Source organism: Peptococcaceae bacterium, assembly GCA_024655825.1.
Taxonomy (GTDB): domain Bacteria; phylum Bacillota; class Peptococcia; order DRI-13; family PHAD01; genus JANLFJ01.
In genome coordinates this window covers 15,798-41,378 of record JANLFJ010000017.1, presented here as the reverse complement: position 1 = coordinate 41,378, position 25,581 = coordinate 15,798, and the positions used below count along the sequence as shown (strand labels likewise).

The following is a 25,581-nucleotide window of genomic DNA, read 5'->3' as shown; positions in this document are numbered from 1 at the left end:
AGCAGTGTCTTATATTATGTATATGTACGTGGCTTATACATTGGCGGCCATAGATTGCAAGCATTCCTTGCACACGAGTTTACCGCGAAAATGCTGGACTTGATCTGCGCTGCCACAGAAAACGCAGGCCGGCTCATATTTTTTGAGAATGATCTTCTCCTGATCGACGTAAATTTCCAGTGCATCTTTCTCATCGATGCCCAGAGTTCTTCGCAGCTCGATCGGGATGACCACACGACCCAGTTCGTCCACCTTTCTGACAATTCCCGTGGATTTCATACATACATCTCCTTTCTTCAGCAAAATTCGACAAAATATTTACGACTAAATGATAACAATAATTCCAGTTTAAGTCAATACAGAACCTGCATATTCTTCATAATTTTTGTATTTTATTTTGCACCCCGGACAAGCGCGGGTTGGCCTTGACAATACCGTATTATCTTTTTTATACTTTATAGAAAGCTGTGATACCAGAAGAACGAAATGACGGAATGAGTAAGCCAAAATTTTCCTCAAGAGAGCGGATTATGGTGGAAACCCGCGGAAATATTGGCTGAAGATGGTTCCTGATCGGTATTCGGACGGCGCCCGTTAAAACGCCGAAAAGTCGTGCAGACTTGCCGAGGGCTGGCAACAGCTGAAGCAGGGTGGTACCACGGTGGGCTTTCGCCTCTCGTCCCTGATGTGGATGAGGGTTTTTTTATTATTAAAATTATTAAAGCCTGATGGAGGTTTTGAACATGGAGAAAAAGACTTTCTACATCACCACGCCTATCTATTACCCCAGCGCAAAACTGCATATCGGCCACGCGCTTACCACGGTGATGGCCGATGCGATGACCCGCTACAAAAGAATGCGGGGATACGACACGTATTTCCTAACCGGCACCGATGAGCACGGCCAAAAAATTGAAAGAGCGGCCAAGGCGGCCGGAGTAGAACCCCAGGAGTATGTCGATGAAATAGTTAAAGGGATAAAACACCTCTGGAAGGCCCTGCTGATCACGAATGACGATTTTATCAGGACCACGGAATCCAGGCACCGGCGAGTTGTACAGGCGATTTTCAAAAAAATCTACGAACAAGGCGATATTTACCGTTCGGAATATGAGGGCTGGTACTGCACGCCTTGCGAGGCGTTTTTCACCGAGCGCCAGGTCGGGGAAGAAAGACTGTGCCCGGACTGCCAGAGGCCGGTTGAACTGCTCAAGGAAGAGAGTTACTTCTTCCGCATGTCCAGGTACCAGGACCGTCTTTTGCAGCACATTGAAGAACACCCGGACTTTATACAGCCCGTATCTCGCCGCAATGAAATGATAAACTTTATTAAAAGCGGGCTTGAGGACCTGTGCGTTTCTCGAACCACTTTTAACTGGGGCATACCTGTGCCCATTAATGAAAAACACGTCATTTACGTTTGGTTCGACGCGTTGACAAACTATATTTCAGCCCTGGGCTATGGAACAGGGGATGACCGGCTGTACCGGAAATACTGGCCGGCAGACATTCACCTGGTGGGAAAGGATATTGTCAGGTTCCATACCGTTATCTGGCCCGCCATATTGATGGCAGCAGGCCTTCCCTTGCCGAAGCAGGTATACGGGCATGGCTGGCTTCTTTTGGAATCCGGAAAGATGTCCAAATCCAAGGGAAATGTGGTTGATCCGCTTGTTTTAATTGAAAAATACGGAGTTGACGCTTGCCGTTATTTCCTGTTGAGAGAGCTGCCTGCGGGCGCGGACGGTTACTACTCGGAAGAAGCACTCGTGCAGAGGATTAATACCGACTTGGCCAATGATTACGGAAACCTGGTTTCGCGTACGGTAGCAATGGTTGAGAAGTTTTTCGGCGGGACAATCCCTCGTCCCGGCGAAAAAGGAGAATTTGACCGGGAACTGCTGGCGATGGCTGAGGCTGTACCCTGCGAGGCAGCCGGTTATATGGACGGGCTCGATTTTTCCAGCGCCCTTGGCTCCGTCTGGCGCCTGGTTAACAGGGCCAACAAGTATATTGACGAAACAATGCCCTGGGCCCTGGCCAAAGACCCTGAAAAAAAAGACCGGCTGGCAGCAGTTCTCTATAACCTGGTGGAGGTTATTCGTATCGTCACGGTAATGATAACCCCTGTTATGCCGACTCTCCCGGAAAAAGTCTGGCCGCAAATCGGCGTGGATCCTGAAGATAACAGAAACTGGAAAGCTGTCGGCTGGGGAAGGACAAAGCCGGGACAAAAAGTCAGCAAGGCGGATTCGCTGTTTCCCCGGATAGAAATTGACAAGGCAGGGCCTGCCGTCAAGGCAAACCAAATCTCCGGGGAGCAATCCCCGCCTTTATTAAAAGAGCAAATCACAATCGATGATTTTGCCAGGATTGACTTAAGAGTTGCCGAGGTCCTTTCCTGTGAAAGGGTGGAAAAAGCCGACAAACTTGTCAGGCTTGAAGTGAGGGTCGGTGAGGAGACCCGTACCGTTGTGGCTGGGGTGGCTATGCACTACCAGCCGGAAGAGCTGGTGAGCAAAAAAGTTATTCTGGCTGCCAACCTGAAACCGGTCAAGATCAGGGGAATCACTTCCCAGGGCATGATCCTGGCGGCTTCTGACGGTAAAGACCTGGAAGTATTAACTGTAAGCAAAGACCTGCCTTCCGGAAGCAAAGTAAAATAAGGCGCGATGTAATGGGGGAATCTGCATGTTCTTTGATACTCATGCCCACCTGGACATAACAGATTTTTCGACTGACCGGGAGGCCGTTATAAACAGGGCCAGGAAAGCCGGGGTTGATTTGATTGTTAATGTGGGCTTCAACCTTCAAACGGCCAGGAGTACGGTTGAGCTGGCTAAAAGATATGATTTCATTTACGGTGCGGTGGGCATGCACCCGCATGACGCCAAGGATATGGATGAAAAGGCCTACGAAGAGCTTAAAAAGCTCTCCGGGCAATCCAAAATAGTCGCTGTGGGGGAAATAGGGCTTGATTATTACCGTGATCACTCGCCCCGCGATGTTCAAAAGTCGGTGTTCCGGCGAATGATTGCTCTGGCCAAAGAAATAAAAAAACCAGTTATCATTCACGACCGGGACGCCCACCAGGACGTATTCGACATAGTAAAAGAAGAAGGCGCCCGGGAGGTTGGCGGCGTATTTCACTGCTATTCGGGAAGCTGGCCGCTGGCCAGGGAGGCCCTTAAACTAGGATTCTACATTTCTCTGGCCGGCCCGCTCACCTTCCACAACGCCGGCAAACTGCAGGAAGTGGCTCAAATGGTCCCGCTCGATTACCTCTTAATTGAAACCGACTGCCCGTACTTGGCCCCAGCGCCTTACCGCGGCAAACGAAATGAGCCGGCCCATGTGGTGAAGGTGGCGGAAAGGCTGGCCCAGATTAAGAAACTGCCGGTGGAAGAAGTGGCGATGAGAACAAGAAAAAATGGGATAAAGGTGTTTAAGATCCCGGAGGATGCCTGAGGTGCAGAACAAGAAACCGCTTTCATGCCGTGAGGCGTGGGAGCGGTTTCTTTGCGCCTTAAAACCGGGCAAGAAAACACACCTTACAGCCAATTCCGAATAAAATAATAATAACTTTGGACATAATAATAGTGGTTTATTCACAAATTACTAAAAAGAGTGGAGGATAAAATGTATTCCAGGATTAAACAAATCCGGGAGACGGCTGTTTTATTACTTTTCCTGCTTTTGTTGCATGCTTTTGGCTGCTGCCTGCGGTATGAGGGGACCGGCACCAATAAATGCATTTCCCGTGGAATATCCGCGGTTGAAAACATATCAGAAACCGGGCGGTATTCCGGGGATAATGGCGGTATTAATGAAGAGTTTAAAACGACGGAACCGGCAGCGGGAACAGAAAAAACCGCCCCGGTTAAGGCAGCGGGAACGGCGGCGGGGAAGACCAGAGAGACGATAGTTCTGGCGGCCCGCGGCCTGGATAAACCTAAAAAGGAGATGCGCTTACAGGCGACCGCTTACACACATACGGGCAATCCAACTTTTACCGGGGTCTACCCGCAGGTGGGGACAATAGCTGTTGACCCCCAAGTGATTCCCCTGGGAACGAGGATGTGGGTGGAAGGCTACGGTTACGGAATTGCCCAGGATACGGGAGGACTTATCAAAGGAAACATCATCGATTTATTCATGGACACCGAAGCGGAATGCTGGCAGTGGGGCAGGCGTTTCGTAAAGGTGTATCTTTTCGAATGAGAAACTGGAGCGAGCTTGCCAGTAAAGAACGGTCATAGTATATTAAAGTAACGGAAGAAGCGGTTGGCAGTCTTTTTTGCAGGGAGTGAGTTTATTGACTGGTCCCGTGGATGTTAAAACCATGGATCTCCTGAAAAAACACGGCTTTCGTTTTAAAAAGAAATGGGGCCAAAATTTTTTGCTTGATAAAAATTTACTCAAAAAAATTGTTCAAACAGCCCAGATAACACCGGGCGACAGGGTGGTGGACATTGGCGCCGGGGCCGGCACTCTCACCAGGACGCTGGTTGAAGCAGGCGCCAGGGTTCTGGCCGTGGAAATCGATCCCTCCCTTATCCCGGTGCTCAGGGAATCGCTTGAGGGAACGGCCGTCCAAATAATCCAGGGAGACATACTGAAGATGGACCTGGACGAGCTGACTCGCCGGCACGGCCTAGCCTGGCCGTATAAGGTTGTGGCCAACCTGCCTTATTACATAACCACGCCGATTTTAATGAATCTTTTGGAAAACGAATATCACCTGGAGTTATTGGTTATCATGGTACAGTGGGAAGTTGCCGAAAGGCTCGCCGCCGAACCGGGAACAAAAGCTTACGGCGCGGTAACGCTGGCGATCCAGTATTATTGCGAGACAAAGGCCGTCTTTAAAGTTCCCCGCCGTCTTTTCACTCCCCCGCCTGAGGTGGATTCGGCAGTTATATGCTTAAAGCGGAGAACTCGCCGCCCCCTTGATGTCCTGGACGAAAAACTGATGTTTAAAATAATTAAAGCGGCTTTCGGGCAACGAAGAAAAACCCTTTCCAATTCACTGCTGAATGTCGAGCCGGGATTTGACAGGAAAAGGCTGCAGGAAATACTTGACGACAGCGGGATCAACCCGCAGCGGCGGGGAGAAACGCTGTCACTGCGCGAATTCGCCGTGCTGGCCAACTGCTGGCGGGAAAAAGGGGGCTGGCAACAAAATAAATAATAAACATGGGTGAAGATGGTTTTATTGGCAGTCTTTTAAACTATCAATCGACTTTGCTTTCGGTTATAATAAAACGGAACCGACAACTTATAACATGCATGATATTGCAGGTTGTGAGAAAGAAAGGGTGGTAACAATGAAAAAACCGGCTATCAAAACGGCGGCTGTTTTGATAATCTTCCTGTTTTCCTTTGCTGCTCCAGCCATAGCAGCTGCCAGGCATACGGTTAAGCCGGGGGAGTCCCTCTATATCATCAGCAAAAAATACAGAACCTCAATAACGGCTCTCAAGAATGAAAACGGCCTGACCGGCAGCACAATTTACCCGGGGCAGGTACTGCGGATACCCGCTTCAACTCCTTCCCGCAGCGCTGCTGTTGGAGTCAGCAAATCCGATATTGACTGGCTGGCCAGGGCCGTTTACGGAGAAGCAAGAGGAGAACCGTATACCGGCCAGGTAGCTGTTGCCGCCGTTATTCTAAATCGCGTGGAGAGCAGCCAGTTTCCCGATACTATCAAGGGGGTTATTTTTGAGCCGCTGGCTTTCACTGCCGTGGCTGACGGCCAGATTTACCTGACGCCGGATGCAAGCGCATACAGCGCGGCAAAAGCCGCCTTAAACGGCATGGACCCGAGCGGCGGCGCGCTGTACTACTGGAACCCCGCCAAGGCCACCAACAAATGGATCTGGTCAAGACCCATCATAAAAAGAATCGGGAACCATGTTTTCGCCAGGTAAAGCCAGGGCAAAAAAGTCCCGTACCGTGACGGTACGGGACTTTGCGCTTTACTGCGCATCGAGTTGTTGGAGGCCCTTCAAAAACAGGTCTAAAAGGTCGAAACGCCGCGCCGGCCTGTAACCTCCGCCCATATTTTTACCTGCCAGCACCTTTTCCAGGCTTTCTCCGTTTGCGTAGGAAAGGGCCTGCCGGCAGTCCTCGATGATGGTTTCGGCAATAAGCAAGGCATGCTCATCGTTTCGGATGAGAGAGCCTAAAAGCTGGTGGGGTATGGAAGTGGCTACCCCCACGGAGTACCTGTTGATGGCGGCAAAAGCCAAAGCCAGCGGAGGTACGGCGATGACTTCCGGAGGCAAAGCGTTAAGAAGGGGGGGCGAGAGGGCTTGGGGTCCGTGGCTGGGAGAGGCCAGGCCAAGCTCATAGAATAAACCCAGCCTGCGGTTCAAGCGTTCTCTTTCCTTTAGAACGGATCGTGCCAGGCAGGACTGCCGGCCGGCATGGGGATAACAGTTTGTAAGAGCCATATCCAGCCCGTCTTCAATCCCTCGCTTCAATTCGACCAGAACACGGGCGATGTCTCCTTTCATATCGCCGTCTACAAATAACGTGCCGCAGCTGGGCAGCCTTTTTACAAAAGCGGCTCCAACGGCCCGGGGAACATCAACACCCAGCGCATGGGGAAAATTGATCATTGTGACGGTCATTTTACCGGCTGGAATCATGGCCAGTTCGCATGTTCTGTCGGTACAGCCGTTCGCTACCACGACTGCATGGTCGATTCTGGCTTTAAGAAGGTTTTCCATCACCTGAGATATTGCCTCTTCTTCGTTGCTGGCGGGAACAACAGCTGTCCACATATTACCGTCTTCAACTCCTTATTGCCTACCAGGATAATTGATAGTTCATGATATGAGAGCACTAAGCGAACTGAACCATCAATTCAAAATGAACATAGAATAATTATTAACAAGATGCGAGGCGAGGGGATATGAAATGAGCAATAAAATAGAAGTGGGGGACATCGTGGGTCGCGTTTCCCACGGCGGAGATATACTGTTCAAAGTAAGGTCTATTGAAGAAGAGGGAGGAGAGAAAAAAGCCCTCTTGCGAGGGTTGGACGTGCGGCTTTTCGCCGATGCGCCGCTTGACGACCTGGTAAAGAAAACCCCTGCGGAGATCAGCAAGATGCGGCAGGAATATATAAAAAAAAACAGCGAGGCCATGCGGAGAATCTTTGAAAGAAGAGTGGAAGACAAGTGCCGGGTTTTTTTGAGAAGCGAAACGACGACGGCCGGTCTGATGCGTTCTGAAGAGCGTGAACACTTTGAGCTGCCCGGAACCGTTTTACACCTTGATGGCGATAAAGAATACCTTGACCTGTGTAAAGCAACCTATTCTCAATTGAATATTACGGTCTACGGCTTCAATGTGGAAGAGGAAAAGCAGCCCCAGGTGGTAGTGGAATACCTGAAGGAATATAGACCGGATATACTTGTCCTGACTGGACATGATGGGCTTTTAAAAAACAGGCCGGATTTCAGCAGCATTGACAGCTACAGGAATTCGCGTTATTTTGTGGAGGCGGTGCGCAAAGCAAGGGAATACGAACCAGGCCGCGACGATTTGATTATTTTTGCAGGTGCCTGCCAATCCCATTACGAAGCGCTGATTGCGGCTGGAGCGAATTTTGCAAGTTCCCCGCAGCGGGTCTTGATCCATGCTTTTGATCCCATATTTATTGTTGAAAAACTGGCCTACAGTTCAATTTACGATACCTTAACCGTTCAGGACATTATAAGCAACACCATTACGGGACTTGACGGGCTGGGTGGAATCGAAACCAGGGGCTGTTTGCGCCTGGGATACCCCAGGTCGCCTTACTAAAATTATTCATAATTCTCATTTATTATTGTTGACAGCGAGCGTTTGTCTCCTGTATAATTATAAATTTGCGTTTGACAACCTGGACAAACAATGATATAATAGGCTCGTTAGTGTTGAAAGAAGGTGATTAATTGTCCGGTAAACAGGTATTGAATGATATCAAGCGTGACCTCGAGCCATTCGTAGGAAATAAAATCCGGCTGCGCGCCAACCGCGGGCGTAAAAAGGTCATCGAAAAAGTTGGAGTCCTGGAAAGTACCTATCCCAACATTTTTGTGGTTCGCCTTGATGAAAAACAGGTTGAACGTCGGGTTTCCTTCAGTTATGCCGATATTTTGACCGATTCCGTTCAATTAACTGTTTTTTGTGGAGACGAAAATATAAAAATAAGGGCACGGGGCTGCTGATTAAACAGCAGCTTGATTTATTATTTTAGAGGTCCATGAAGGCCGGGCGTAACCGCCCGTCTTTTTTTTGGAAACAACAATTCAGGTCGTTCGTTTTCCTTGCTGCTACTCCTTTAAAATAGCGGCGGCAAGCATATTTTAGGCACATATTTAAAAAAAGCGCATATACTTAAGTGAATTAATATATGTACGAAGGGAGGATATGTAGATAATGTCGGGTATTAATGTTACCACCAGAAGATTGAAGGTGGAAAACGTTATCGGGGAAGCCATAAAACAGGTCAATGTGCAAAGAGAAATAACGCTGCCGGAAGGGATCCTGGCCAAGAAAATAGAGAGCGTGGATACCAAGATCAACAACATCGAGTTCACCGTCATCGAGAACAAAATAATTGTCGAAGCGACCCTGCGCAAGCAAATCTACTATGTGGAATGCGTGACCGGCGATGTCCAGGAATTTACGGCCCCTGACGAAAGGATCTCCGAATTTGTCCACCTGGAAGGAGCCAGCCCGGGGATGGATGCCAAGGTGGACGTGGAAATCGAATACTGTGACGTGGAAGCGGTGAAAACCGGCGCCCAGAATGAATGCTACCGCGTCTTCCAACAAACCTGCATCCTAAAAATAGAAGCAAAGGTCATAGAAGTCCTGGAAATCGACGTTGTTACCAGCGTATCGGGAGAAGGGCTCACCCCGACTTACCAGACCGTTGAAATCGACACCGTAATTGGTTACGGCTGTGAGCAGTTTAACATCAGCGATGAATTCATTCGCGTTCCTGCGGAAACAAGAAAAATTAAAAGTATTGATGCCGAGATAAAGGATGTAGAAAGAAAAATTCTACCCAACAAGGTCGTTATCAAAGGGAAACTGCACAAACAAATCTACTATGTCCTGGAGAACAGCGGCGAAGTCAGGGAACTGAGCGCCGATACTCCTTTCAGCGTTTTTGTTCCCGTGGAAGGCGCGGAAGAAGGATTAACAGTGACTTCCGATGTTCGTATTGAGTACCTGGACAGCGAGCTGGTAACCAGGAACAACGAGAAGTATGTAAAAGAAACAGCCGTACTGGAAGTATGCGCAAAGGTGCTTGACCATATCACTCTGAGCATCGTGACCGCAGTGGCCGGCGCCGAGGTTGAGACAAGAACCTTAAATATTGAAAGCATTGTCGGCGAAGGATTACGCCAGGTAAATGTCATGGCCAATGTCGTGACTCCCGAACTTGCCCGGAAGGTGGCTAAAGTTGATGCCAGGCTTGAGGACTTGGAGGGTGAGGCCATCCCCGACAAAGTTATCATCAAGGGCAGGCTGCACAAACAGATTTACTATGTTGTAGCGGAGAATGACCTGCTGCGGGAGATCACTCTTGATGAACCGTTTACCGAGTTCGTGCACGTGGAAGGAGTCCAGAAAGGCGATATTGTCGATGTTACCGGCAGGATAGAATATGTCAATGTGGAAGCTGCCGCCGCGACGCCGACGACCAGGTGGCGTCAGACCGCCGTGCTGGAAGTAAGGGCGGTGGTGACCGAAGCGCAGGAAATTACGGTCGTAACGGCCGTAAAAGGCGTCGCCATCGTTCCCTGCCTGCCGGGAACCACTTTCGATTACGTAATCCAAAAGGGAGACACGCTTTCCACCATTGCTCAGAAATTCAATGTGACGGTTCAAGCGATCCTGGCGGTTAACCCGCAGATCACCAATCCCAACATCATCTTTGCCGGGCGCACCATCAAAATTCCCTGCCCTCCGGGGATGGGTTAAAGACAAAAACACCATAAAGGACCGCCCCATACGGTGAGCGTGCGGGGCGGTCCTTTATGCGGTGCGCCCGGCATGGGCGCGCTTGGATGGGCTGCTGCAGAGAGGTCGCTACGCGGGACGGTTTTGAATTGCCTGATGATTAAAACCGCCTCATCCTGTCAATACTGGTAATGAAACACTCCAGGGAGGCTTACGGTAATTATGAACAAAAAGTACGCCTGTTTTCTTTTCCTCGTGATTCTTTTCTTGTCTCTCCTGGCGGCTGACGGCGCCGCGGGCGATACGCCCCCCCTGATACGGCTGCATATCCTGGCCAACAGCGACAGCGAACATGACCAGTACCTGAAATACAAGGTGAGAGACCGCATAGTACTGACAATGGCTGAAAAACTCAGCCAGTCCACGGGTCTTGACGAATCAAGAAACATCCTCAGGGCCAGTTTAAACAGCATGGAGGAAGAAGCCAGCAGTACACTGCGGGAACTGGGCAGCCGGGATAAGGTCAAGGCATACTATGGTTGTTTTGAATTTCCCACAAAATATTACGGAGCCCTCACTCTTCCCGCAGGCCGTTATGAGGCGGTAAAGCTGGTCATCGGGGAAGGCAAGGGAGCTAACTGGTGGTGTGTTCTTTTTCCGCCGCTTTGTTTTGTGAAAGTTAATTCTGGCGAAGGGCTTCCCGTTTCGTTACCCGGCAAGAAAACGGTTGAAATTAAACCGGTCCTGGCAGTAACAAAGATCTGGGCAGCGGTTATTGAAAAAATCACAAAAAAAAGATGAGCCAGATAGACGGAATACTGTGCGCTTCTCTTGTTTTACGGGTCGTTTATCTTTACAATAAAAATGAGTATGAAAAACAAACCCAGGGAGGAGAGCAGGTTTTGGATAGGGATGAAAAACGGCTTTTGCGGCAGCTTCCGGCCGTTCACGCCGTTGTTGATTCTGAGGACGGGAAAGCTTTAGTAGAAGAATACGGGCATGAACTGGTGGTGGAAGCCGCCAACCTGGTTTTAGACGTGTGGAGAAATAAGCTGCGGCAAACAGCGGGTGTTCAACCCCTGCCGGACCTGCACAAGATTCAAAGCGACATCAGGGAATATCTATCGGTCCTGAACCGGCCGCGCCTGAGAAGGGTGGTAAATGCCACCGGGATTATCCTTCATACCAATCTCGGCCGGGCCGTGTTGAGCCAAAGGGCGCAAGAAGCCTTAAGCGAAGCCGCAGCCCGTTATACTAATCTTGAATACAACCTGGAAAACGGAAAAAGGGGTTCCCGTTATGACCATGTGGAGGAACTGCTGGTGCGCCTCACAGGGGCGGAAAGTGCCATGGTCGTCAACAACAACGCCGGGGCGGTTTTACTGGCGGTGAATACGCTTGCCGCAGGGAAGGAAGTAATCGTATCCCGCGGTGAGCTGGTGGAAATAGGAGGTTCGTTTAGGATCCCGGAAGTTTTGAAATTGGGCGGTGTCACCTTAAGAGAGGTTGGCACCACCAACAGGACCCACTTTTCCGACTACCAAAAGGCTTTAAACCCTCAAACCGGACTTATTCTCAAAGTACATACAAGCAACTTCAGGATTACCGGGTTCACCAGGTCCGTAGAAAGGCGGGAACTGCTTGAGCTGGCCGTCGGGAACGGCATCCCCCTGGTTGAAGACCTGGGGAGCGGGAGCCTGCTGGACTTGAGCCCGTACGGCCTTAAAGACGAAACTCCTGTTCCCCGGGTTATTGCCGAGGGCGTGGACCTGGTGACCTTCAGCGGAGACAAACTGCTGGGAGGACCGCAGGCGGGGATTGCCGCCGGCAAAAGAAAATATATTGACCAAATGAAAGCGAACCAGCTGGCCAGGGCCCTGCGTGTAGACAAGTTCACCCTGGCAGCCCTGGAAGCGACGCTGCGCGAGTACCTGCAGCCGGCCAAAGTTTGGCGGAACATCCCCATTTACCGGATGCTGGCTGCCTCCCAGGATGAGTTAATGCGCAAAGCGGAAGAAATAATCGAAGAAACAATTAAAGGTCGGGATTTAACTGCTGGTGCTTTCGCCCTGCAGGGAATACCGACAAAATCCCAGATGGGAGGAGGAAGCCTTCCCGGGCAGGACATTGTTTCTTTTGGACTGGCCTTGAGTTCGGCAGAGAAAAGCCCGGCGGAAATTGAAAGATTCTTTCGAAGCTATACAGTTCCCATAATCGGTTACCTTGAACAGGATCGTTTCATTCTCGACATGCGTACCCTGCTGCCTGGTGACGAAGAAATAATCAAGCAGGCCATAAAGGAACTGGTTAAAACCACTAAAAGCGAAGGAGGGTCGACATGAAGGAAAAAAGCGTGACGGAAGTGTACCTGACGGCATACTCCACCAAGGCCGGCTGAGCGGCAAAGATTGGTCCGGGAGACCTCGCGAAAGCTTTATGCAGCCTGCCTGCTCAAACAGACCCTAACCTCCTGGTCGGCGTGGAGACCTCTGATGATGCCGGTGTATACAGGCTCAACGAGGAGACGGCCCTGATCCAGACCGTCGACTTCTTTACCCCGATTGTTGACGACCCGTATTTATTCGGGGCGATTGCTGCGGCCAATTCTTTCAGCGACATCTATGCCATGGGAGGGACCCCCCTGACGGCCCTCAACATAATTGCTTTTCCCATGGGCGTGCTGCCGCTGGAAGTATTAGCCGAAATCCTGCGCGGCGGGAGCAGCAAGATAAAAGAAGCGGGCGCCGTTCTTTTGGGTGGGCACAGCATCCAGGACAATGAGCCCAAGTACGGCCTGGCGGTTACCGGGACAGCGCGGCCCGGCGATATATGGACCAATGCCGGGGCAAAAGACGGCAACCTGCTTATCCTGACCAAACCTTTAGGGATAGGGATCATTACCTCTGCGCTTCGCAAGCGAAAGGACAGGGAAGGCAATGTGGAAATCGATCCTTCTCGCCTCCCCCCAGGTGTTGAGAAAAAGGCCGTGGATACCATGATGGAATTAAATGCGGCTGCTGCCGCCGCGGGAAGAGAGGTCGGCCTGACGGCCTGCACCGATATTACCGGCTTTGGCCTTCTGGGCCATGCCTGGGAGATGGCCAGGGGGAGCGGGGTTGAAATCGAGATCAGCCTGCGTGAAGTACCGGTTATCGAAGGAACACGCGAACTGGCAGTCAGCGGATATATCGCCGGGGGCAACTGGAAAAACCTCGATTACATGGAGGACAAGGCGGAATACTTTAAGGGGATGGAGGAAGCGGATAAGCACATCCTCGTTGACCCGATTACTTCCGGTGGGCTTTTGATGGCTGTCGAGAAAAAGAACGGGGAAAAACTCCTGGAGCTGCTCCAGAAAAAAGGAGCAGGCGAGTCCAGGATTATTGGCCGGATAAAGTCCGGCCGGCCGAAAATAAAAGTTGTGCCTTGAGGCTGTTGACCTGAATCGACAGCCTTCTTTTTGTGCATTTCAGGCCGGAATTTCACTGCCGTCGTCATGAAACATACAGGACCTGTCCGGGATAAATAAGGTCGGGGTTAATACCCGGGTTCAAAGAAACAAGTCTCTCCACGTTTGTCATGCAGCGCTTGGCTATACTCCATAACGTTTCGCCTTTCTTGACGACATGGATGCGTTTGCCGTAGTTGCCTGCGTTTTCGGGGTCCCCTTTCTGCTGGTAGGGTGGAAGGGAAAACCCGCTGCCTCTTGCGCCCGGTGTGATTTCCACCGGGGTGCCGATTGGAATCAAAGGAAAAATGCTTTCAATATCTTGGTTGTACATTCTTATGCAGCCCAGGGATACAGCCTTGCCGATCAAGCTGGGATTGTTATTACCGTGAATGCCGTAATTGTCGATGCTTAGTCCCATCCACCTTGTTCCAAAGACAGTGCCTCCGGAAAGCACGGACTTGTTGACAATTGTCCAGCTGCCGACAGGCGAGGGGGTGCTTGGCTTGCCGATGGCAACGCGATAAGCGCCGTGCAGCTGCTCGCCCCGGTACAGGTAGAGATTTCTTTCCGTGAGACTTATCCGGATATAATAACTGCCTCCGCTTAACATTTTTTCACCTCACATTGAAATGTTGATTCAAAACAGGGCTTTCCTGGAATATCTTATGATCCCGTACCTGCTGGGGGTGAGTTGACCCGTTCAATAAATCCGCTTGAATGTTAACCCAATGTTAAATTTAAGTTAAGAGATGACAAGCAGGCTGTAAAATCTTAATGAAAAATAGTAAGATACTGTCGATGACAGAAAGAAGGGGTAGAAGGATGAACATCAACTATCAAGAGGTCTTTTTTAATTCGCTGGGCGGAATGGCTTTTTTCCTGTTTGCCATCAAATACATGTCTGACGGTCTGCAGTCGATAGCGGGCAACCGGCTCCGGCAGTGGCTGGAAAAGGGGACCAAGACCCCTGTGCGTGGAGTTTTTTCGGGAATGCTGGTCACGGCGCTGATCCAGAGCAGTTCTGCCACTACCGTTCTGACAGTAGGGCTGGTCAATTCCGGCTTGATGACTTTAAGACAGGCTATCGGCATTATTATGGGAGCGAACATAGGCACGACCATAACCGCCTACCTGATCGGGTTCAGACTTGAGAACTACGCCCTTCCTTTTGCTATTGCCGGAATAATCCTGCTGTTCTTTTCCAAGAATAAACGGCTTAACACATTTGGCCAGGTCCTTTTCGGGTTTGGCATGCTGTTCTACGGGATGGAAGTAATGGGGAAAGGGCTCAAGCCGCTCCGCGATTTGCCGGTGTTCATTAATGCCATGATTAATATTGAGAACCATTCCCTGATGGGAGTCATAATCGGGACTGTTTTTACCGGTATTGTTCAGAGCAGCAGCGCGACCATCGGGGTATTACAAGAACTGGCCTACCAGGGAGCAATTACCTACAAACAGGCTGTACCCATTTTATTCGGCGACAATATCGGGACAACTGTCACGGCGCTGCTGGCATCTATTGGAACTTCCGTGGCCGCGCGGAGGGCGGCCCTGACTCACTGCATGTTCAATGTTATCGGCACCGCCATTTTTCTGCCGCTTTTTCTACTGGGTATTTTCCCGGAAATAGTGCGTTTGTTTACAAACTACATTTACATCTTTATACCGGGATTTGAAGGGACATGGGAGACCCTGAACATAAAAATGCAGATTGCGCAGACCCACGGTGTATTTAACGTGAGCAACACACTGCTTCAGATACCTTTTGTTTCGCTTCTGGCCGCTCTGGTCTCAAAAATCATTCCAGGAGAAGAGGTCACCTTTGCTATTGAGCCCAAGTACCTTGAGCCCAGGCTGCTGGCCAACCCCCCCGTTGCCCTGGGGCAGGCGGGGCGGGAGGTCCTCCGGATGGCCAACATCGCCAAAGAATCTTTTGAACACGCCGTGACCTACTTCTTCACCGGGCTGGAGAACGAGGCCAAAATGGTGGACAGCCTGGAAAACATCATTGATAACCTGCAGAAAAGAATTACCGACTACATTGTAAAAATTTCAGAAAAAAAGCTGTCTCTGGAACAATCAAACTATGCGTACATTTACATTCAGGCGGTTAATGATATTGAAAGGGTCGGAGACCACACAACCAATATTGTGGAATTAACACAGGCTAAAAATGAGCAGGGTATCAGGTTTTCCCTTGAGGCGCTTGCCGATATGCGTAAAATGATTGATAAGACAGCCGAGACTTATGAACTGGCTTTAAAAAGCATGGAAGAGAATGACCACGAGCTGGCCCGGAAAGTTGTGGAGAATGACGACATAATCGACCAGATGGAAAAAGACTTCCGCCGGGCGCATATCAACAGGCTCAACGAAGGCATTTGCAGCGGTGATGCCGGCGCTATCTACATTGACATATTAAGCAACCTGGAGCGCATCGGCGACCATTCCGTTAATATCGCCCAATATGTGCTGGGCGAAAGATAGAGGTTGGATTAGCTGCTACCCCCAGAAAAAAGAATGCACCTCACGAATTATCTGATTGAAAAACAAATGGGAGGTGAATTTCCGGGGGTAGATTATACTTGTACGGGCACTGCTCCCGGGAGAAATGATGAAAAAGATAATAACAATTCTAGTCATCGCGCTTTCCGGCCTGATTTTTGTATGCGGCAGCGCTTCCGCCAAGGGACAACCGTCCTGGACAGGTGGTTTGGGTCTTCAAGAAGGAAAAATCGAAGGAACGGCAAACCAGGCCCAAAATCACGGCCAGGCCAAAAAATTGGAAGAACGCATCCGGGTCAGGGGTATGAGTCTCAAGTTTGATGCGCCCCCCGTCATTAAAGAAGGGCGGACGCTAGTTCCCGTTAGGGCTATCATGAACGGGTTGGGAGCCGAGGTTAAATGGGATCCCGAAACTAAAACCGTCACCATTACCAGGGATGACAAAACTATTGTCTTGAATCTGGTTACCGGGGAAGTTACCGTAAACGAAGAGAGTGTGACGATCGAGGTCCCGGCGCAGCTTATCTCCAACCGGACCTTTGTTCCCCTGAGATTCATTGCCCAAACTCTCGGCGAAAAAGTAGAATATGACGAACAGACGGGCGAGATAGATATTGGCGAAGAAACTGCAGCCGACAGCGCCGGCGGTGAAGCAGAAGACAGCGATGACCAGTAAACCCGGCCACATAAGGAGACCATAACCTAAAAATGCAAAAAAGCCTGGATTAATCAATCCAGGCTTTTTTGCGGTCTCGCAGTGCTCTTGTTCTACCTCTCCTGTTCCTTGCTGCATACTACGAAAAAAAAGAAGGAAAGAGATAAAAAAACAGGAAGGAAAAAGAGGGCCGCAAGCATAATAATAGATTAACGATGTTATCAGCGGGAGGATTATATGAAAAAGCCTAAAACAATCCTGTGCCTGCTAGTTTTAGCACTAGCGCTGGCAGGCTGCGGTAAAGAAAAACCGCAGGCACCCGGGTCTCCTACGGAGACCCCAAAAACGGAACTGGATAACAGAAATCTTGAAAAAAATCCAGCAAGTTCTGAGCCCGAACTTCCGGGCGCGCTGCTGGTGATGGTGGATAATTATTACGCGGCCCGTCCGCAGAGCGGGCTTGATAAAGCCGATACAGTCTATGAGATGATGGCGGAAGGGGGCATAACCAGATTTTTAGCGGTGTTCTACCGCCGGCATGCCGAAAAAATAGGGCCTGTCCGCAGCGCCCGCTACTATTTCGTCCAGCTGGCTAAAGGTTATGATGCGCCGTTAGCTCATGCCGGCGGGAGTCAGGATTCCTTGAACATGATCGCCAGCCTCGGCGTGAAAGACCTGGACGAAATCTACAACGCCGGTGGTTGCTTCTGGCGGGACGCGAACAGGAAAATGCCGCATAACCTTTATACGAGTACCAGCCGTTTGCTGGAAGGGGCCAGGGCCAGGGGATACGACCTTAAGCCCCCGCCGGCCCTGCCCGCGGCAAATTACTGGGTGGGTTCGCCCCAGCTCAAACTGGCCGTCGATTACACGACCGGGGATTACAAATACCGCGTCTTCTGGGAATTCAACGGCAGTGTTTACGAAAGAAAAATCAATGATCAACCTCATGTTACGGAAAACAACGCCCCACTTACGGCGGATAACGTTATTGTTATAACCGCCAAGACTAAAAATATAGTGAAAGATAAAACAGTTCTTTCGGAAATCAAGATAACCGGCGGCGGGGAAGCGCGCTACTTCATCGATGGAAAGATGATGAAAGGTTCCTGGGTTAAAAAGTCCGCGGGAGCGCCTGTCGACTACCTGGATGAAACCGGAGCGCCGATGAAATTCAAATCCGGCAGCGTATGGGTCCAGGTGATCCCCGGCTGGAATAACCTTGACTTGAACCAGCAGCATTCTCCGGGGGAGAGGAGATAATAATGGCGCAAAACAAACCCTGCGTGGAAATTTATACAGATGGAGCTTGCAGCGGCAACCCGGGCCCAGGCGGTTGGGCGGTCATCCTTGTTTACGGAAAACACGAGAAAGAACTTTCAGGCGGCGAACCGCATACAACCAACAACAGGATGGAGTTGAAGGCGGCCGTCCAGGGTCTGAGAGCATTGAACACTCCCTGCCGGGTAAAACTGTTCAGCGACAGCACCTACCTGGTCAGCGCCTTTAACCGCGGCTGGCTCAAGAAGTGGCAAAAGAACGGCTGGAAAACATCAAAAAAGGACCCGGTGGAAAACCAGGACCTCTGGAAAGAACTTCTCGATTTATCTTCAAAGCACGAAATAGAATGGGTCTGGATTAAAGGTCATGCGGAGGACACGTATAACCAACGCTGCGACAGGCTGGCGGTGGAAGCCGCAAAGGCATCCGGATTCGTTTAAGCCGGTTGCGATTTTACCCTTGACCTGCCTTCAGGCGGGCAGCCCTTTAATATCCACGTGTTCTTTTGGTTTAGCCTCCTGGCAGGAGGGACATTTACACTGGCTCTTGTAGTTTTCGGGCTCGGCGTAAACGAATACTTTACCCTCATAATTGCGCAGCACCACCTGGCGATCCGATTGCGAGATCAGGTACTGTGGAATAACGGGTATTTTGCCTCCTCCTCCTGGCGCGTCAATTACAAAATGGGGGACAGCCAGCCCGGAAGTATGCCCGCGCAGGTTTTCTATGATCTCGATCCCTTTGCTTACGGGTGTTCTGAAATGCCCGGTGCCGCGGGACAGATCGCACTGGTATATATAGTACGGGCGAACCCTGATTCTTAAAAGGGCGCGCATCAGTTCCTTCATCACCTGGGGGCAGTCATTGACGCCTCTTAATAAAACGGTCTGGTTACCGACGGGAATACCGTGGTTGGCCAGCATTTCGCAAGCCCTGGCGGATTCGGGAGTGATCTCTTTGGGGTGGTTGAAATGGGTGTTGACCCAAACCGGGTGATATTTCTGAATTACCTGGCACAGCTGCGGCGTTATTCGCTGCGGCATTACCACCGGCGTTCTCGTCCCGATGCGGATGATTTCCACGTGGGGTATACTGCGGAGCTCTTTTAAGAGGTATTCAATCCTGGAGTCGCTGAGTGTTAAGGGGTCTCCCCCGGAAATGATGACATCACGGATGGCCGGCGTTTTCCTGATATATTCCAGCGCCATTTCCACCTGTTCCGGCGGCAGGGGAGTATCCTTTTGACCGGCCAGCCGGCGCCTGGTGCAGTGACGGCAGTACATGGAACAGCGGTCGGTAACCAAAAGCAGCGCCCTGTCCGGGTAACGGTGTGTTAGGCCGGGAACCGGTGAATCCCTGTCTTCACTGAGCGGGTCGTCCAGATCGCATTTGTATGATATTAACTCATGCGCCGAGGGGACTGCCTGCCTGCGAACAGGGCAGTGAGGGTCATGAGGGTCCATGAGCGACGCGTAATAAGGAGTGACGGCCATGCGGAACTTTTGCAAACAGGCGTTGATTCCCCTGATTTCATCTTGGGTGAGATTAATATAATCTTTCAGCTGTTCTGCCGTTTTGATGCGGTTTTTCATTTGCCAACGCCAATCGTCCCAACTGTTGCTTAAAGAGCTGTTTATCATAGCCATTTCCTGATTGTGTACAAGCATATGCGTCCCTCCCATCAAAAACTTACAACTTATTATAACATATATAAGTTGTCGAAAGCAAGCGCTTTTTCGAAAGCCCTGATTCTGCTGGTTAAAATGCTGTTATCATGTTTACCTTTTGCCGTGAAATATAGTATATTATAATTGAATATACAGTAAACTAAACCCGGAGAAGGTTTAGATAAAAACAGCGGGAAAGAAGATGAGATATTATTCCATGAGAGTTATTAAGAGAGGGCTTCTTGTTCTAATTTTTCTGATAATTTCAGGTGCCGTATACCTCGGCTCAGCCTTATACACGGCGTCCTGGTACCCGGGGCTGGATATGAATACGCCGTATTCATATGATTACTACGGCCAAAAAATAAATAACATTATCCGGGAATTTACCGAGAAACCGCTTGAAGTCGTCACCTTCAACATGTCTGAAAAAGAATGTGAAGGGCTTCTGAAATCGGTCCTCAGGATGAACCCGGAAATTGCTGCGTATGTCCAGGGAGTAAGCCTGTCGATAAACCGTGAGTCCCTGGTCCTGAAAACAAACCTCCGGCTTGGCTCGTGGAACAAAGGAATGGAATTGGAACTCAAACCGGTGAGCGACGAAAAAAAGAAAGAACTGGCTGTTGGAATAGAGCGAATCAGATTGGGAGCATACCCGCTGCCGGTTTCTCCGGTCCTCTATTTCCTGGAAAAGGCGGGAATAGCCCAGGGGCTGGCAATAATAAAAGATAACCAGATAAGGATCAGTATTAACAACATACCGGTTGCGCTTAAATACGTGCGGTTGGAATCAAAACAGCTCGTGGCGGGCATCTCGACCTCAACAGGAGAATTGTCCAAGATGGCGGCAGGAGAAAAACCGCTTTTAAGCGAAGCTTTATCCCAGAGCGAGGTGCTTAAAAAAGGTTTAAAATCAAGCCAGGCCATAGACTTTATTGAATCCCTGAAGCAAAAAAAGGAACTTTCCCTGGAAGATATAGATAAAGCTAAAGCGATATACAACAGTTTGTCTCCGGAGGATAAAGCCGTTCTCAGGAAAAACATAAGTGAATTTTTGGAAAACCCCGCCGTGAAAGAGGTATTTGGCCAAATCGGTTTTTAACTGCCTGAAATACGCGCAGCAAACCGCGGATACAAAAAGAGGCCGCGGTTTTTTTGTTTCCAGGGACAACAAGACCCTGGCAGGCATATAATGAAGTAGTATAGGAAAAAGACGAGGAGGTATAACCTGTTGAAAAACTTTACCTTTAAGATAGTTCCCGGTCCCCCCGGGTCCTTTAACCATCTTCCCCCTAAACCGTCTCCTCCGGGAGCGCCTCCGCCCAGCCGGCCCGCGAAAAGCGAGCAGCCGGAGGATTGCAGGGAAATGCCGGGACCCTGTCCTCAACCGTATTACGGGCATATGCCTGCGCCGCCGGCAGCCCCCGGCCCGGTGCCGCCGGGCGGTTACCAGCTTCCCGACCATCCCCCGTGCCCGTATTATCAACCCCAGTACCCGCCGGCACCGCCGGCCGCGCCGGTACAACCGGCACCGACGGCACCACCGGGGCCTTTTGCTGCGGCTAAAATAGCCCATGCCTATGTCCCCTGGCAGTACTACCGTGTGGTATACCCTCCGTCCGAAGCCCTTGATAAGGGAACCCTCTTTCCCGAACTCTATCAACCGCAGGGCGTTTACGGCCCTTGTGAAGGACCGGAGCCGTGCAGGGTATATGGCCCGTGGGGAGGTGCTCCTTATGGCGGCAATTGACCAACGAATGAACTTGCTCAGGAGCATCCAGGAGCTGGAGTTTACCGCCCTGGAGCTTAACCTCTACTTGGATACCCACCCCGATGATACCCAGGCCCTGGAGTATTTTAACAGGACCTCCGAAGAACTGGCGAACCTGAAGATGCAGTACGAAAAGCAATACGGACCGCTTCTCAGCTACGGATATGGGAAAAATGCCGGCAGGACCTGGAGCTGGGCGGAAAGCCCCTGGCCCTGGGAAATGTAGAGAGGGGTGAATAAACATGTGGATTTACGAAAAAAAACTGGAATACCCTGTACGCGTTTCTGGATCAAACCCCCGGCTGGCCGGGTTGATCATTACCCAATACGGCGGGCCGGACGGGGAACTGGCGGCCTCGTTGCGTTACCTGAGCCAGCGCTACTCCATGCCCACCGAGAGGGCCAGGGCGGCCTTAAACGACATAGGCACGGAAGAACTGGCCCACTTCGAGATCGTCGGTACCCTGGTATATAAACTTACCAAAGACGCCACCGTTGAAGAAATAAAAGCTGCAGGTCTGGGCAGCTATTACGCCGACCACGACAGGGCGGTTTACCCTGTAAGCGCCGGCGGCATTCCCTTTACAGCCGCTTGCATTCAGGCCAAAGGGGATCCCATAGCCGACCTGGTGGAGGATATGGCCGCGGAGGAAAAAGCAAGGGCGACGTACAACTGGTTGATTAACCTTTCCGACGACCCCTGTGTCACGGATGTCCTGCGCTTCCTGCGGGAGCGGGAAGTGGTGCACTTCCAGCGCTTCGGCGAGGCCCTCAACCACCTCCAGGAATTCATGAACGAAAAGAAATGCTATTAGGCATTAAAAGAGGGAGCAGAGATGCCCCCCTCTTTATTTTTTAACAGGATACTTGATATTTGCGTTGAAAACGGCAAAAAAGGGCAGTTTTATCTCACAAGCTCGCAGCAGTTCAAGATGATGAATAATGTTAGTGAAAGCCTTGCCGGCAGGATCGGAATCATTAATTTGCTGGGTCTTTCTCTTCGTGAAATCAAAAACGATGCATTCAATGAGAGTTTTGTGCCGACAGAAGAATACTTGGCGAAAAGAAAAATGTCCGCCAAACAAGCGGACTATAAAGAAATTTGGGAGATTATCCATAAAGGCTCAATGCCTGCCATGCATGCCGATGATCTTGATTGGCAGATGTTTTATGCTGCCTACACCAAAACATACATCGAGCGGGATGTTAGAAGCCTTGCCCAGGTAGGCGATGAACTTAAATTCATTAAATTCATGACCGCTATGGCCGCCAGGACCTCCCAAATGCTTAATTTATCATCTGTGGCCAACGAGGTAGGGATAAGCGCGCCGACCGCCGACAGGTGGCTTTCAATTTTGCTTTCGTCAAACATCGTGTATTTACTGCAGCCGTATTATAACAACATCACGAAGAGAGCCGTGAAAACGCCGAAGCTATATTTTCTTGACACTGGGCTGGCAGCCTATCTTACAAAATGGACTACACCGGAGGTCCTTGAAGCAGGCGCTATGGCGGGAGCGTTTTTTGAAACCTTTGTAATAGCTGAGGTGCTTAAAAGCTATTACAATGCGGGTGTTTTGGAACCATCGCTTTATTATTACCGTGATAAAGATGCAAAAGAGGTTGATCTGCTGATAGAGCAAAATGGTGTGCTCTATCCTGTTGAAATTAAGAAAACCGCCAATCCAGGCAAGGAGCATATCGAAAACTTTTCGGCGCTCGAAAAAATTAAGGGTGTAACCGTGGGCACGGGGGGCGTTATTTGCCTGTATGACCAGAGCGTTCGTATTAACGATAAAAACGTAACAATCCCGGTAACCTGGCTGTAGGATTTTATGGCATTGGACAAAGACATTGACATGGCAGGCGGTGGGGCGCATTTTTGGCGCTTCGGCGCGAGGCGCTGAAGCACCTGCGGCAATTCATGAACCAAAAGAAGTGGTGTTAAAGCATTTTATGCCGGATAGCGAAATCTTTTTGATATGAAAAAGATTTTACATGCGGAATAAATGTATAAATTTGGATTTAATTATCGGGTTTTTTGGGTTATAATACCTTGGGAGGGGTGTTATCTATGAATACTGCTTATGTGAAGGAAATACAAACTTTTCTCAAGCAGCATGTCTCGGCAGAAGATCTTATTATGGCTCTCTTTTCAAAGCTTGAAAATGATCATATACCTAAAAATCATTCTGTTATTCATAAAGCTATTTATGAACTAAAGAAAAATCCTGAATATGAACCGTTTTTTAAAGAATTTTCTTTTGATGTATCCGGATTAATCCCTTATTCAAGGCTTTTGGAAGAGATACTAAATGAACTTGAGACTTTTTGCCTTCTAGGAACTATAAATCCCAAATACGATACTTATTTTCTTAATAAAAAGCATTTATCGAAAGGATATGAAGTTTTTCCAAAAACAAAAAAGAAAATAATAGATAAGATGTGCAAGGAATTTGAAGCAATAATATGTTGATTATTGTTGATTATACAGAGGTGAAATAATGGGTCTATTAAAAGATGCTGTTGAGGAATATGTATCAACTCAACTAAAGTATTATAAACCTCAGCATGTTAGAGCTCCAAAAGTAATTCATGACAGCATTTGGGGTTCTAATTTATTTATGCCGCACGAAATTGCCATACTAGACCTTCCTATTGTGCAAAGACTGCGCCGTATAAGTCAAGTGGCGGTTGCGTCATTAGTTTATCCGTCTGGAAATCATAATAGATTTGAACATAGTCTTGGGGTGGCTGTAATTGGTGAACAGCTTGTCAATGGCCTGTACAGAAAAATAAAAGAGGGTAAACAAAAAGGTATGGAACCGTACAGAAGCATTGAAATCGACAAGCAGGATGTATTGAGGCATGTGAAAAAATGACAGGCAATTAATAATTCAAGGCAAAGAGGGAGCCGTCCGGCTCCCTCCAGCGTTTAAACCGGCCGTTTTCCTCAGCAGCGGGTATACTCAGTTCCCAAGTACTCGCTGACCAGCTTATAGGCGCAAAACTTCCCGCACATTGTGCAGTATTCCTGGTCATCCTCGTTTTTATCTTTGCGCATCCTTGCGGCCTTTTCCGGGTCGATGGCCAGTTCGATTTGTTTTTTCCAGTCCAGTTTTTTACGCGCTTTGGCCATTTCCAGGTCCCATTCCCTGGCCCCTTTTACGCCTTTGACGATATCCGCGGCATGGGCGGCAATCCTGGCGGCAATAACGCCCTCCTTCACGTCCTCCGCCGAAGGCAGGCCCAGGTGTTCCGACGGCGTCACGTAGCAGATAAAATCGGCGCCCGAAGAAGCCGCAATAGCTCCGCCTATGGCCGAGACAATGTGGTCATAACCCGGGGCGACATCGGTCACCAGGGGTCCCAGGACATAAAAAGGCGCGTTGTGGCAGAGCGTTTTTTCAAGTTTCATGTTGGCCTCAATCTGGTCCAGGGGCACATGACCGGGGCCTTCCACCATCGCCTGCACGCCTGCTTCCCTAGACCGTTTCACCAGTCCACCCAGGATGATCAGTTCTTTGATTTGCGGGGAATCGGTGGCATCCGCCAGGCAGCCGGGTCTCAACCCGTCCCCTAGGCTCAAAGTGACGTCATACTTGCGGGCTATGTCCAGCAGCCGGTCGAATTGTTCAAACAGCGGGTTTTGTTTTTTATGGTGCAGCATCCAGGCCGTGATAAACGAACCGCCCCGGGAGACGATGTCCATAACCCGGCCCCGGTTTTTCAGCTCCTCGATGACCTCCAGGGTTACCCCGCAGTGCACGGTGATAAAATCGGCCCCGTCCGCGCAGTGCTTCTCGATCCCCTCGAAGATCTCTTCCGCGGTCATTTCAACCATCCCGTAACCTTTTCTTTGCTTTTCGACAAGCACCTGGTAAATGGGGACGGTCCCGATCATAACCGGGCTGGCCTCGATTATCTTCTTTCTGACCAGGTCAATGTTTCCCCCCGTGCTCAGGTCCATTACCGAATGAGCGCCGGCTTTCACCGCTGCGGCCAGTTTTTCCAGTTCCTTCTCTACCTGCGGGAAGGCGTCCGAAGTGCCGATGTTCGCATTTACCTTGGTGGACAAACCCTTGCCCACAGCCATGGGGCGAATGTGGCGGTGGTTGATGTTGCAGGGCAGGACTGCTTCCCCGGCGGCAATTTTTTCCCGCAAGGACTCCGGGTCCGTCTTATCGAACAGGGCGGCCTTTTCCATTTCTTTAGTAACTATCCCTTTTCTTGCCGCTTCCAGCTGGGTCATTCTTTTCATCACTTCCTTGTCTGTTTG

Annotated in this window: 26 protein-coding genes and 1 pseudogene; 22 read left to right on the top strand and 5 right to left on the bottom strand. The window is 50.0% G+C overall.

All coding sequences use genetic code 11. The annotated features are described in order from the left end of the window. Positions 1-33: 33 nt before the first annotated feature. Positions 34-279: an AbrB/MazE/SpoVT family DNA-binding domain-containing protein gene (locus NUV48_08155; protein ID MCR4442112.1), complete on the bottom strand. Its 246-nt coding sequence runs from the start codon at positions 277-279 to the stop codon at positions 34-36. A 464-nt stretch (positions 280-743) separates the two neighbouring features. Here NUV48_08155 and metG point away from each other — a divergent pair, with 464 nt between their 5' ends. The 5 genes and pseudogenes from metG to NUV48_08130 all read left to right on the top strand — a co-directional run bounded on the left by metG (position 744) and on the right by NUV48_08130 (position 5,930). Beyond that, positions 744-2,666, top strand: coding sequence for a methionine--tRNA ligase (gene metG / locus NUV48_08150; GenBank protein ID MCR4442111.1), 1,923 nt, complete (start codon positions 744-746; stop codon positions 2,664-2,666). Positions 2,667-2,691: 25 nt separating this feature from the next. After that, positions 2,692-3,468 carry a TatD family hydrolase gene (locus NUV48_08145; GenBank protein MCR4442110.1) on the top strand — a complete coding sequence of 259 codons (777 nt, stop codon included), beginning with the start codon at positions 2,692-2,694 and terminating at the stop codon, positions 3,466-3,468. 570 nt (positions 3,469-4,038) lie between these two features. Next, positions 4,039-4,221, top strand: a pseudogene (locus tag NUV48_08140) (3D domain-containing protein). Between the two features lie 85 nt (positions 4,222-4,306). After that, positions 4,307-5,191, top strand: a complete 885-nt coding sequence (rsmA, locus tag NUV48_08135) for a 16S rRNA (adenine(1518)-N(6)/adenine(1519)-N(6))-dimethyltransferase RsmA (protein ID MCR4442109.1) — start codon at positions 4,307-4,309, stop codon at positions 5,189-5,191. 136 nt (positions 5,192-5,327) lie between these two features. After that, entirely contained in the window at positions 5,328-5,930 is a 603-nt protein-coding gene (locus NUV48_08130) for a cell wall hydrolase (GenBank protein ID MCR4442108.1), read from the top strand. Positions 5,931-5,978: 48 nt separating this feature from the next. Here the strand turns inward: NUV48_08130 and NUV48_08125 are convergent, their stop codons facing one another. Continuing rightward, complete coding sequence (locus NUV48_08125; protein ID MCR4442107.1) at positions 5,979-6,788, bottom strand: glycosyltransferase family 2 protein; 810 nt, start codon at positions 6,786-6,788, stop codon at positions 5,979-5,981. Positions 6,789-6,924: 136 nt separating this feature from the next. Between NUV48_08125 and yabG the strand changes: the two genes are divergently transcribed. The 6 genes from yabG (at position 6,925) to selD (ending at position 13,399) form a co-directional block, all read left to right on the top strand. Next, on the top strand, positions 6,925-7,815 hold the full coding sequence (gene yabG / locus NUV48_08120; protein MCR4442106.1) for a sporulation peptidase YabG: 891 nt from the start codon (positions 6,925-6,927) through the stop codon (positions 7,813-7,815). 131 nt (positions 7,816-7,946) lie between these two features. Next, positions 7,947-8,222 carry a Veg family protein gene (locus NUV48_08115; protein ID MCR4442105.1) on the top strand — a complete coding sequence of 92 codons (276 nt, stop codon included), beginning with the start codon at positions 7,947-7,949 and terminating at the stop codon, positions 8,220-8,222. Positions 8,223-8,433: 211 nt separating this feature from the next. Then, entirely contained in the window at positions 8,434-9,990 is a 1,557-nt protein-coding gene (locus NUV48_08110) for a DUF3794 domain-containing protein (GenBank protein MCR4442104.1), read from the top strand. Positions 9,991-10,191: 201 nt separating this feature from the next. Then, a complete protein-coding gene (gene spoIIR / locus NUV48_08105; GenBank protein MCR4442103.1) occupies positions 10,192-10,770 on the top strand; it encodes a stage II sporulation protein R in 579 nt (192 codons plus the stop codon). Between the two features lie 101 nt (positions 10,771-10,871). Next, the gene (selA, locus tag NUV48_08100; protein MCR4442102.1) at positions 10,872-12,311 is read left to right on the top strand and encodes an L-seryl-tRNA(Sec) selenium transferase; all 1,440 of its coding nucleotides are present in this window, start codon (positions 10,872-10,874) and stop codon (positions 12,309-12,311) included. Further along, positions 12,308-13,399, top strand: coding sequence for a selenide, water dikinase SelD (selD, locus tag NUV48_08095; GenBank protein MCR4442101.1), 1,092 nt, complete (start codon positions 12,308-12,310; stop codon positions 13,397-13,399). The genes selA and selD overlap by 4 nt, the downstream gene beginning before the upstream one ends. Before the next feature lie 64 nt (positions 13,400-13,463). On the opposite strand, the gene NUV48_08090 is transcribed toward selD, so the two are convergent. Continuing rightward, complete coding sequence (locus NUV48_08090) at positions 13,464-14,030, bottom strand: L,D-transpeptidase family protein (protein MCR4442100.1); 567 nt, start codon at positions 14,028-14,030, stop codon at positions 13,464-13,466. A 164-nt stretch (positions 14,031-14,194) separates the two neighbouring features. Here NUV48_08090 and NUV48_08085 point away from each other — a divergent pair, with 164 nt between their 5' ends. From NUV48_08085 to rnhA, 4 genes are all read left to right on the top strand, one after another. Beyond that, positions 14,195-15,910: a Na/Pi cotransporter family protein gene (locus NUV48_08085; protein ID MCR4442099.1), complete on the top strand. Its 1,716-nt coding sequence runs from the start codon at positions 14,195-14,197 to the stop codon at positions 15,908-15,910. A gap of 124 nt (positions 15,911-16,034) precedes the next feature. Beyond that, a complete protein-coding gene (locus tag NUV48_08080; GenBank protein ID MCR4442098.1) occupies positions 16,035-16,604 on the top strand; it encodes a copper amine oxidase N-terminal domain-containing protein in 570 nt (189 codons plus the stop codon). 216 nt (positions 16,605-16,820) lie between these two features. After that, positions 16,821-17,846, top strand: a complete 1,026-nt coding sequence (locus NUV48_08075) for a DUF3048 domain-containing protein (GenBank protein MCR4442097.1) — start codon at positions 16,821-16,823, stop codon at positions 17,844-17,846. Between the two features lie 2 nt (positions 17,847-17,848). Continuing rightward, on the top strand, positions 17,849-18,304 hold the full coding sequence (gene rnhA / locus NUV48_08070) for a ribonuclease HI (GenBank protein ID MCR4442096.1): 456 nt from the start codon (positions 17,849-17,851) through the stop codon (positions 18,302-18,304). A gap of 30 nt (positions 18,305-18,334) precedes the next feature. Here rnhA and ablA read toward each other — a convergent pair whose 3' ends face one another. Next, entirely contained in the window at positions 18,335-19,531 is a 1,197-nt protein-coding gene (gene ablA, locus NUV48_08065) for a lysine 2,3-aminomutase (GenBank protein ID MCR4442095.1), read from the bottom strand. Positions 19,532-19,748: 217 nt separating this feature from the next. Here ablA and NUV48_08060 point away from each other — a divergent pair, with 217 nt between their 5' ends. From NUV48_08060 to NUV48_08030, 7 genes are all read left to right on the top strand, one after another. Continuing rightward, a complete protein-coding gene (locus NUV48_08060) occupies positions 19,749-20,633 on the top strand; it encodes a hypothetical protein (GenBank protein ID MCR4442094.1) in 885 nt (294 codons plus the stop codon). Between the two features lie 129 nt (positions 20,634-20,762). Then, positions 20,763-21,281 (top strand): spore coat associated protein CotJA, encoded by a 519-nt coding sequence (locus NUV48_08055; GenBank protein ID MCR4442093.1) that lies wholly within the window; start codon positions 20,763-20,765, stop codon positions 21,279-21,281. Beyond that, a complete protein-coding gene (locus NUV48_08050) occupies positions 21,277-21,528 on the top strand; it encodes a spore coat protein CotJB (GenBank protein MCR4442092.1) in 252 nt (83 codons plus the stop codon). Before NUV48_08055 ends, NUV48_08050 begins: the two co-directional genes overlap by 5 nt. A 16-nt stretch (positions 21,529-21,544) precedes the next feature. Continuing rightward, positions 21,545-22,117 (top strand): manganese catalase family protein, encoded by a 573-nt coding sequence (locus NUV48_08045; protein ID MCR4442091.1) that lies wholly within the window; start codon positions 21,545-21,547, stop codon positions 22,115-22,117. 21 nt (positions 22,118-22,138) lie between these two features. Continuing rightward, a complete protein-coding gene (locus NUV48_08040) occupies positions 22,139-23,131 on the top strand; it encodes a DUF4143 domain-containing protein (GenBank protein ID MCR4442090.1) in 993 nt (330 codons plus the stop codon). A gap of 245 nt (positions 23,132-23,376) precedes the next feature. Continuing rightward, positions 23,377-23,778, top strand: a complete 402-nt coding sequence (locus NUV48_08035; GenBank protein ID MCR4442089.1) for a hypothetical protein — start codon at positions 23,377-23,379, stop codon at positions 23,776-23,778. Between the two features lie 28 nt (positions 23,779-23,806). Continuing rightward, positions 23,807-24,184: a hypothetical protein gene (locus NUV48_08030; protein ID MCR4442088.1), complete on the top strand. Its 378-nt coding sequence runs from the start codon at positions 23,807-23,809 to the stop codon at positions 24,182-24,184. Positions 24,185-24,255: 71 nt separating this feature from the next. Here NUV48_08030 and thiC read toward each other — a convergent pair whose 3' ends face one another. Further along, positions 24,256-25,554 carry a phosphomethylpyrimidine synthase ThiC gene (gene thiC, locus NUV48_08025; GenBank protein MCR4442087.1) on the bottom strand — a complete coding sequence of 433 codons (1,299 nt, stop codon included), beginning with the start codon at positions 25,552-25,554 and terminating at the stop codon, positions 24,256-24,258. Positions 25,555-25,581: the final 27 nt, after the last annotated feature.

What these genes read in the sequence shown, in the direction of transcription:
- thiC (MCR4442087.1), bottom strand. Translation starts at nt 25,554, where the DNA reads ATGACCCAGCTGGAAGCGGCAAGAAAAGGGATAGTTACTAAAGAAATG.
- spoIIR (MCR4442103.1), top strand. Translation starts at nt 10,192, where the DNA reads ATGAACAAAAAGTACGCCTGTTTTCTTTTCCTCGTGATTCTTTTCTTG.
- NUV48_08075 (MCR4442097.1), top strand. Translation starts at nt 16,821, where the DNA reads ATGAAAAAGCCTAAAACAATCCTGTGCCTGCTAGTTTTAGCACTAGCG.
- NUV48_08090 (MCR4442100.1), bottom strand. Translation starts at nt 14,030, where the DNA reads ATGTTAAGCGGAGGCAGTTATTATATCCGGATAAGTCTCACGGAAAGA.
- yabG (MCR4442106.1), top strand. Translation starts at nt 6,925, where the DNA reads ATGAGCAATAAAATAGAAGTGGGGGACATCGTGGGTCGCGTTTCCCAC.
- NUV48_08125 (MCR4442107.1), bottom strand. Translation starts at nt 6,788, where the DNA reads ATGTGGACAGCTGTTGTTCCCGCCAGCAACGAAGAAGAGGCAATATCT.
- NUV48_08110 (MCR4442104.1), top strand. Translation starts at nt 8,434, where the DNA reads ATGTCGGGTATTAATGTTACCACCAGAAGATTGAAGGTGGAAAACGTT.
- NUV48_08045 (MCR4442091.1), top strand. Translation starts at nt 21,545, where the DNA reads ATGTGGATTTACGAAAAAAAACTGGAATACCCTGTACGCGTTTCTGGA.
- NUV48_08145 (MCR4442110.1), top strand. Translation starts at nt 2,692, where the DNA reads ATGTTCTTTGATACTCATGCCCACCTGGACATAACAGATTTTTCGACT.
- NUV48_08035 (MCR4442089.1), top strand. Translation starts at nt 23,377, where the DNA reads ATGAATACTGCTTATGTGAAGGAAATACAAACTTTTCTCAAGCAGCAT.
- NUV48_08085 (MCR4442099.1), top strand. Translation starts at nt 14,195, where the DNA reads ATGAAAAATAGTAAGATACTGTCGATGACAGAAAGAAGGGGTAGAAGG.
- NUV48_08060 (MCR4442094.1), top strand. Translation starts at nt 19,749, where the DNA reads ATGAGAGTTATTAAGAGAGGGCTTCTTGTTCTAATTTTTCTGATAATT.
- rnhA (MCR4442096.1), top strand. Translation starts at nt 17,849, where the DNA reads ATGGCGCAAAACAAACCCTGCGTGGAAATTTATACAGATGGAGCTTGC.
- NUV48_08155 (MCR4442112.1), bottom strand. Translation starts at nt 279, where the DNA reads ATGAAATCCACGGGAATTGTCAGAAAGGTGGACGAACTGGGTCGTGTG.
- NUV48_08030 (MCR4442088.1), top strand. Translation starts at nt 23,807, where the DNA reads ATGGGTCTATTAAAAGATGCTGTTGAGGAATATGTATCAACTCAACTA.
- NUV48_08130 (MCR4442108.1), top strand. Translation starts at nt 5,328, where the DNA reads ATGAAAAAACCGGCTATCAAAACGGCGGCTGTTTTGATAATCTTCCTG.
- ablA (MCR4442095.1), bottom strand. Translation starts at nt 19,531, where the DNA reads ATGCTTGTACACAATCAGGAAATGGCTATGATAAACAGCTCTTTAAGC.
- NUV48_08040 (MCR4442090.1), top strand. Translation starts at nt 22,139, where the DNA reads ATGCCCCCCTCTTTATTTTTTAACAGGATACTTGATATTTGCGTTGAA.
- NUV48_08080 (MCR4442098.1), top strand. Translation starts at nt 16,035, where the DNA reads ATGATGAAAAAGATAATAACAATTCTAGTCATCGCGCTTTCCGGCCTG.
- metG (MCR4442111.1), top strand. Translation starts at nt 744, where the DNA reads ATGGAGAAAAAGACTTTCTACATCACCACGCCTATCTATTACCCCAGC.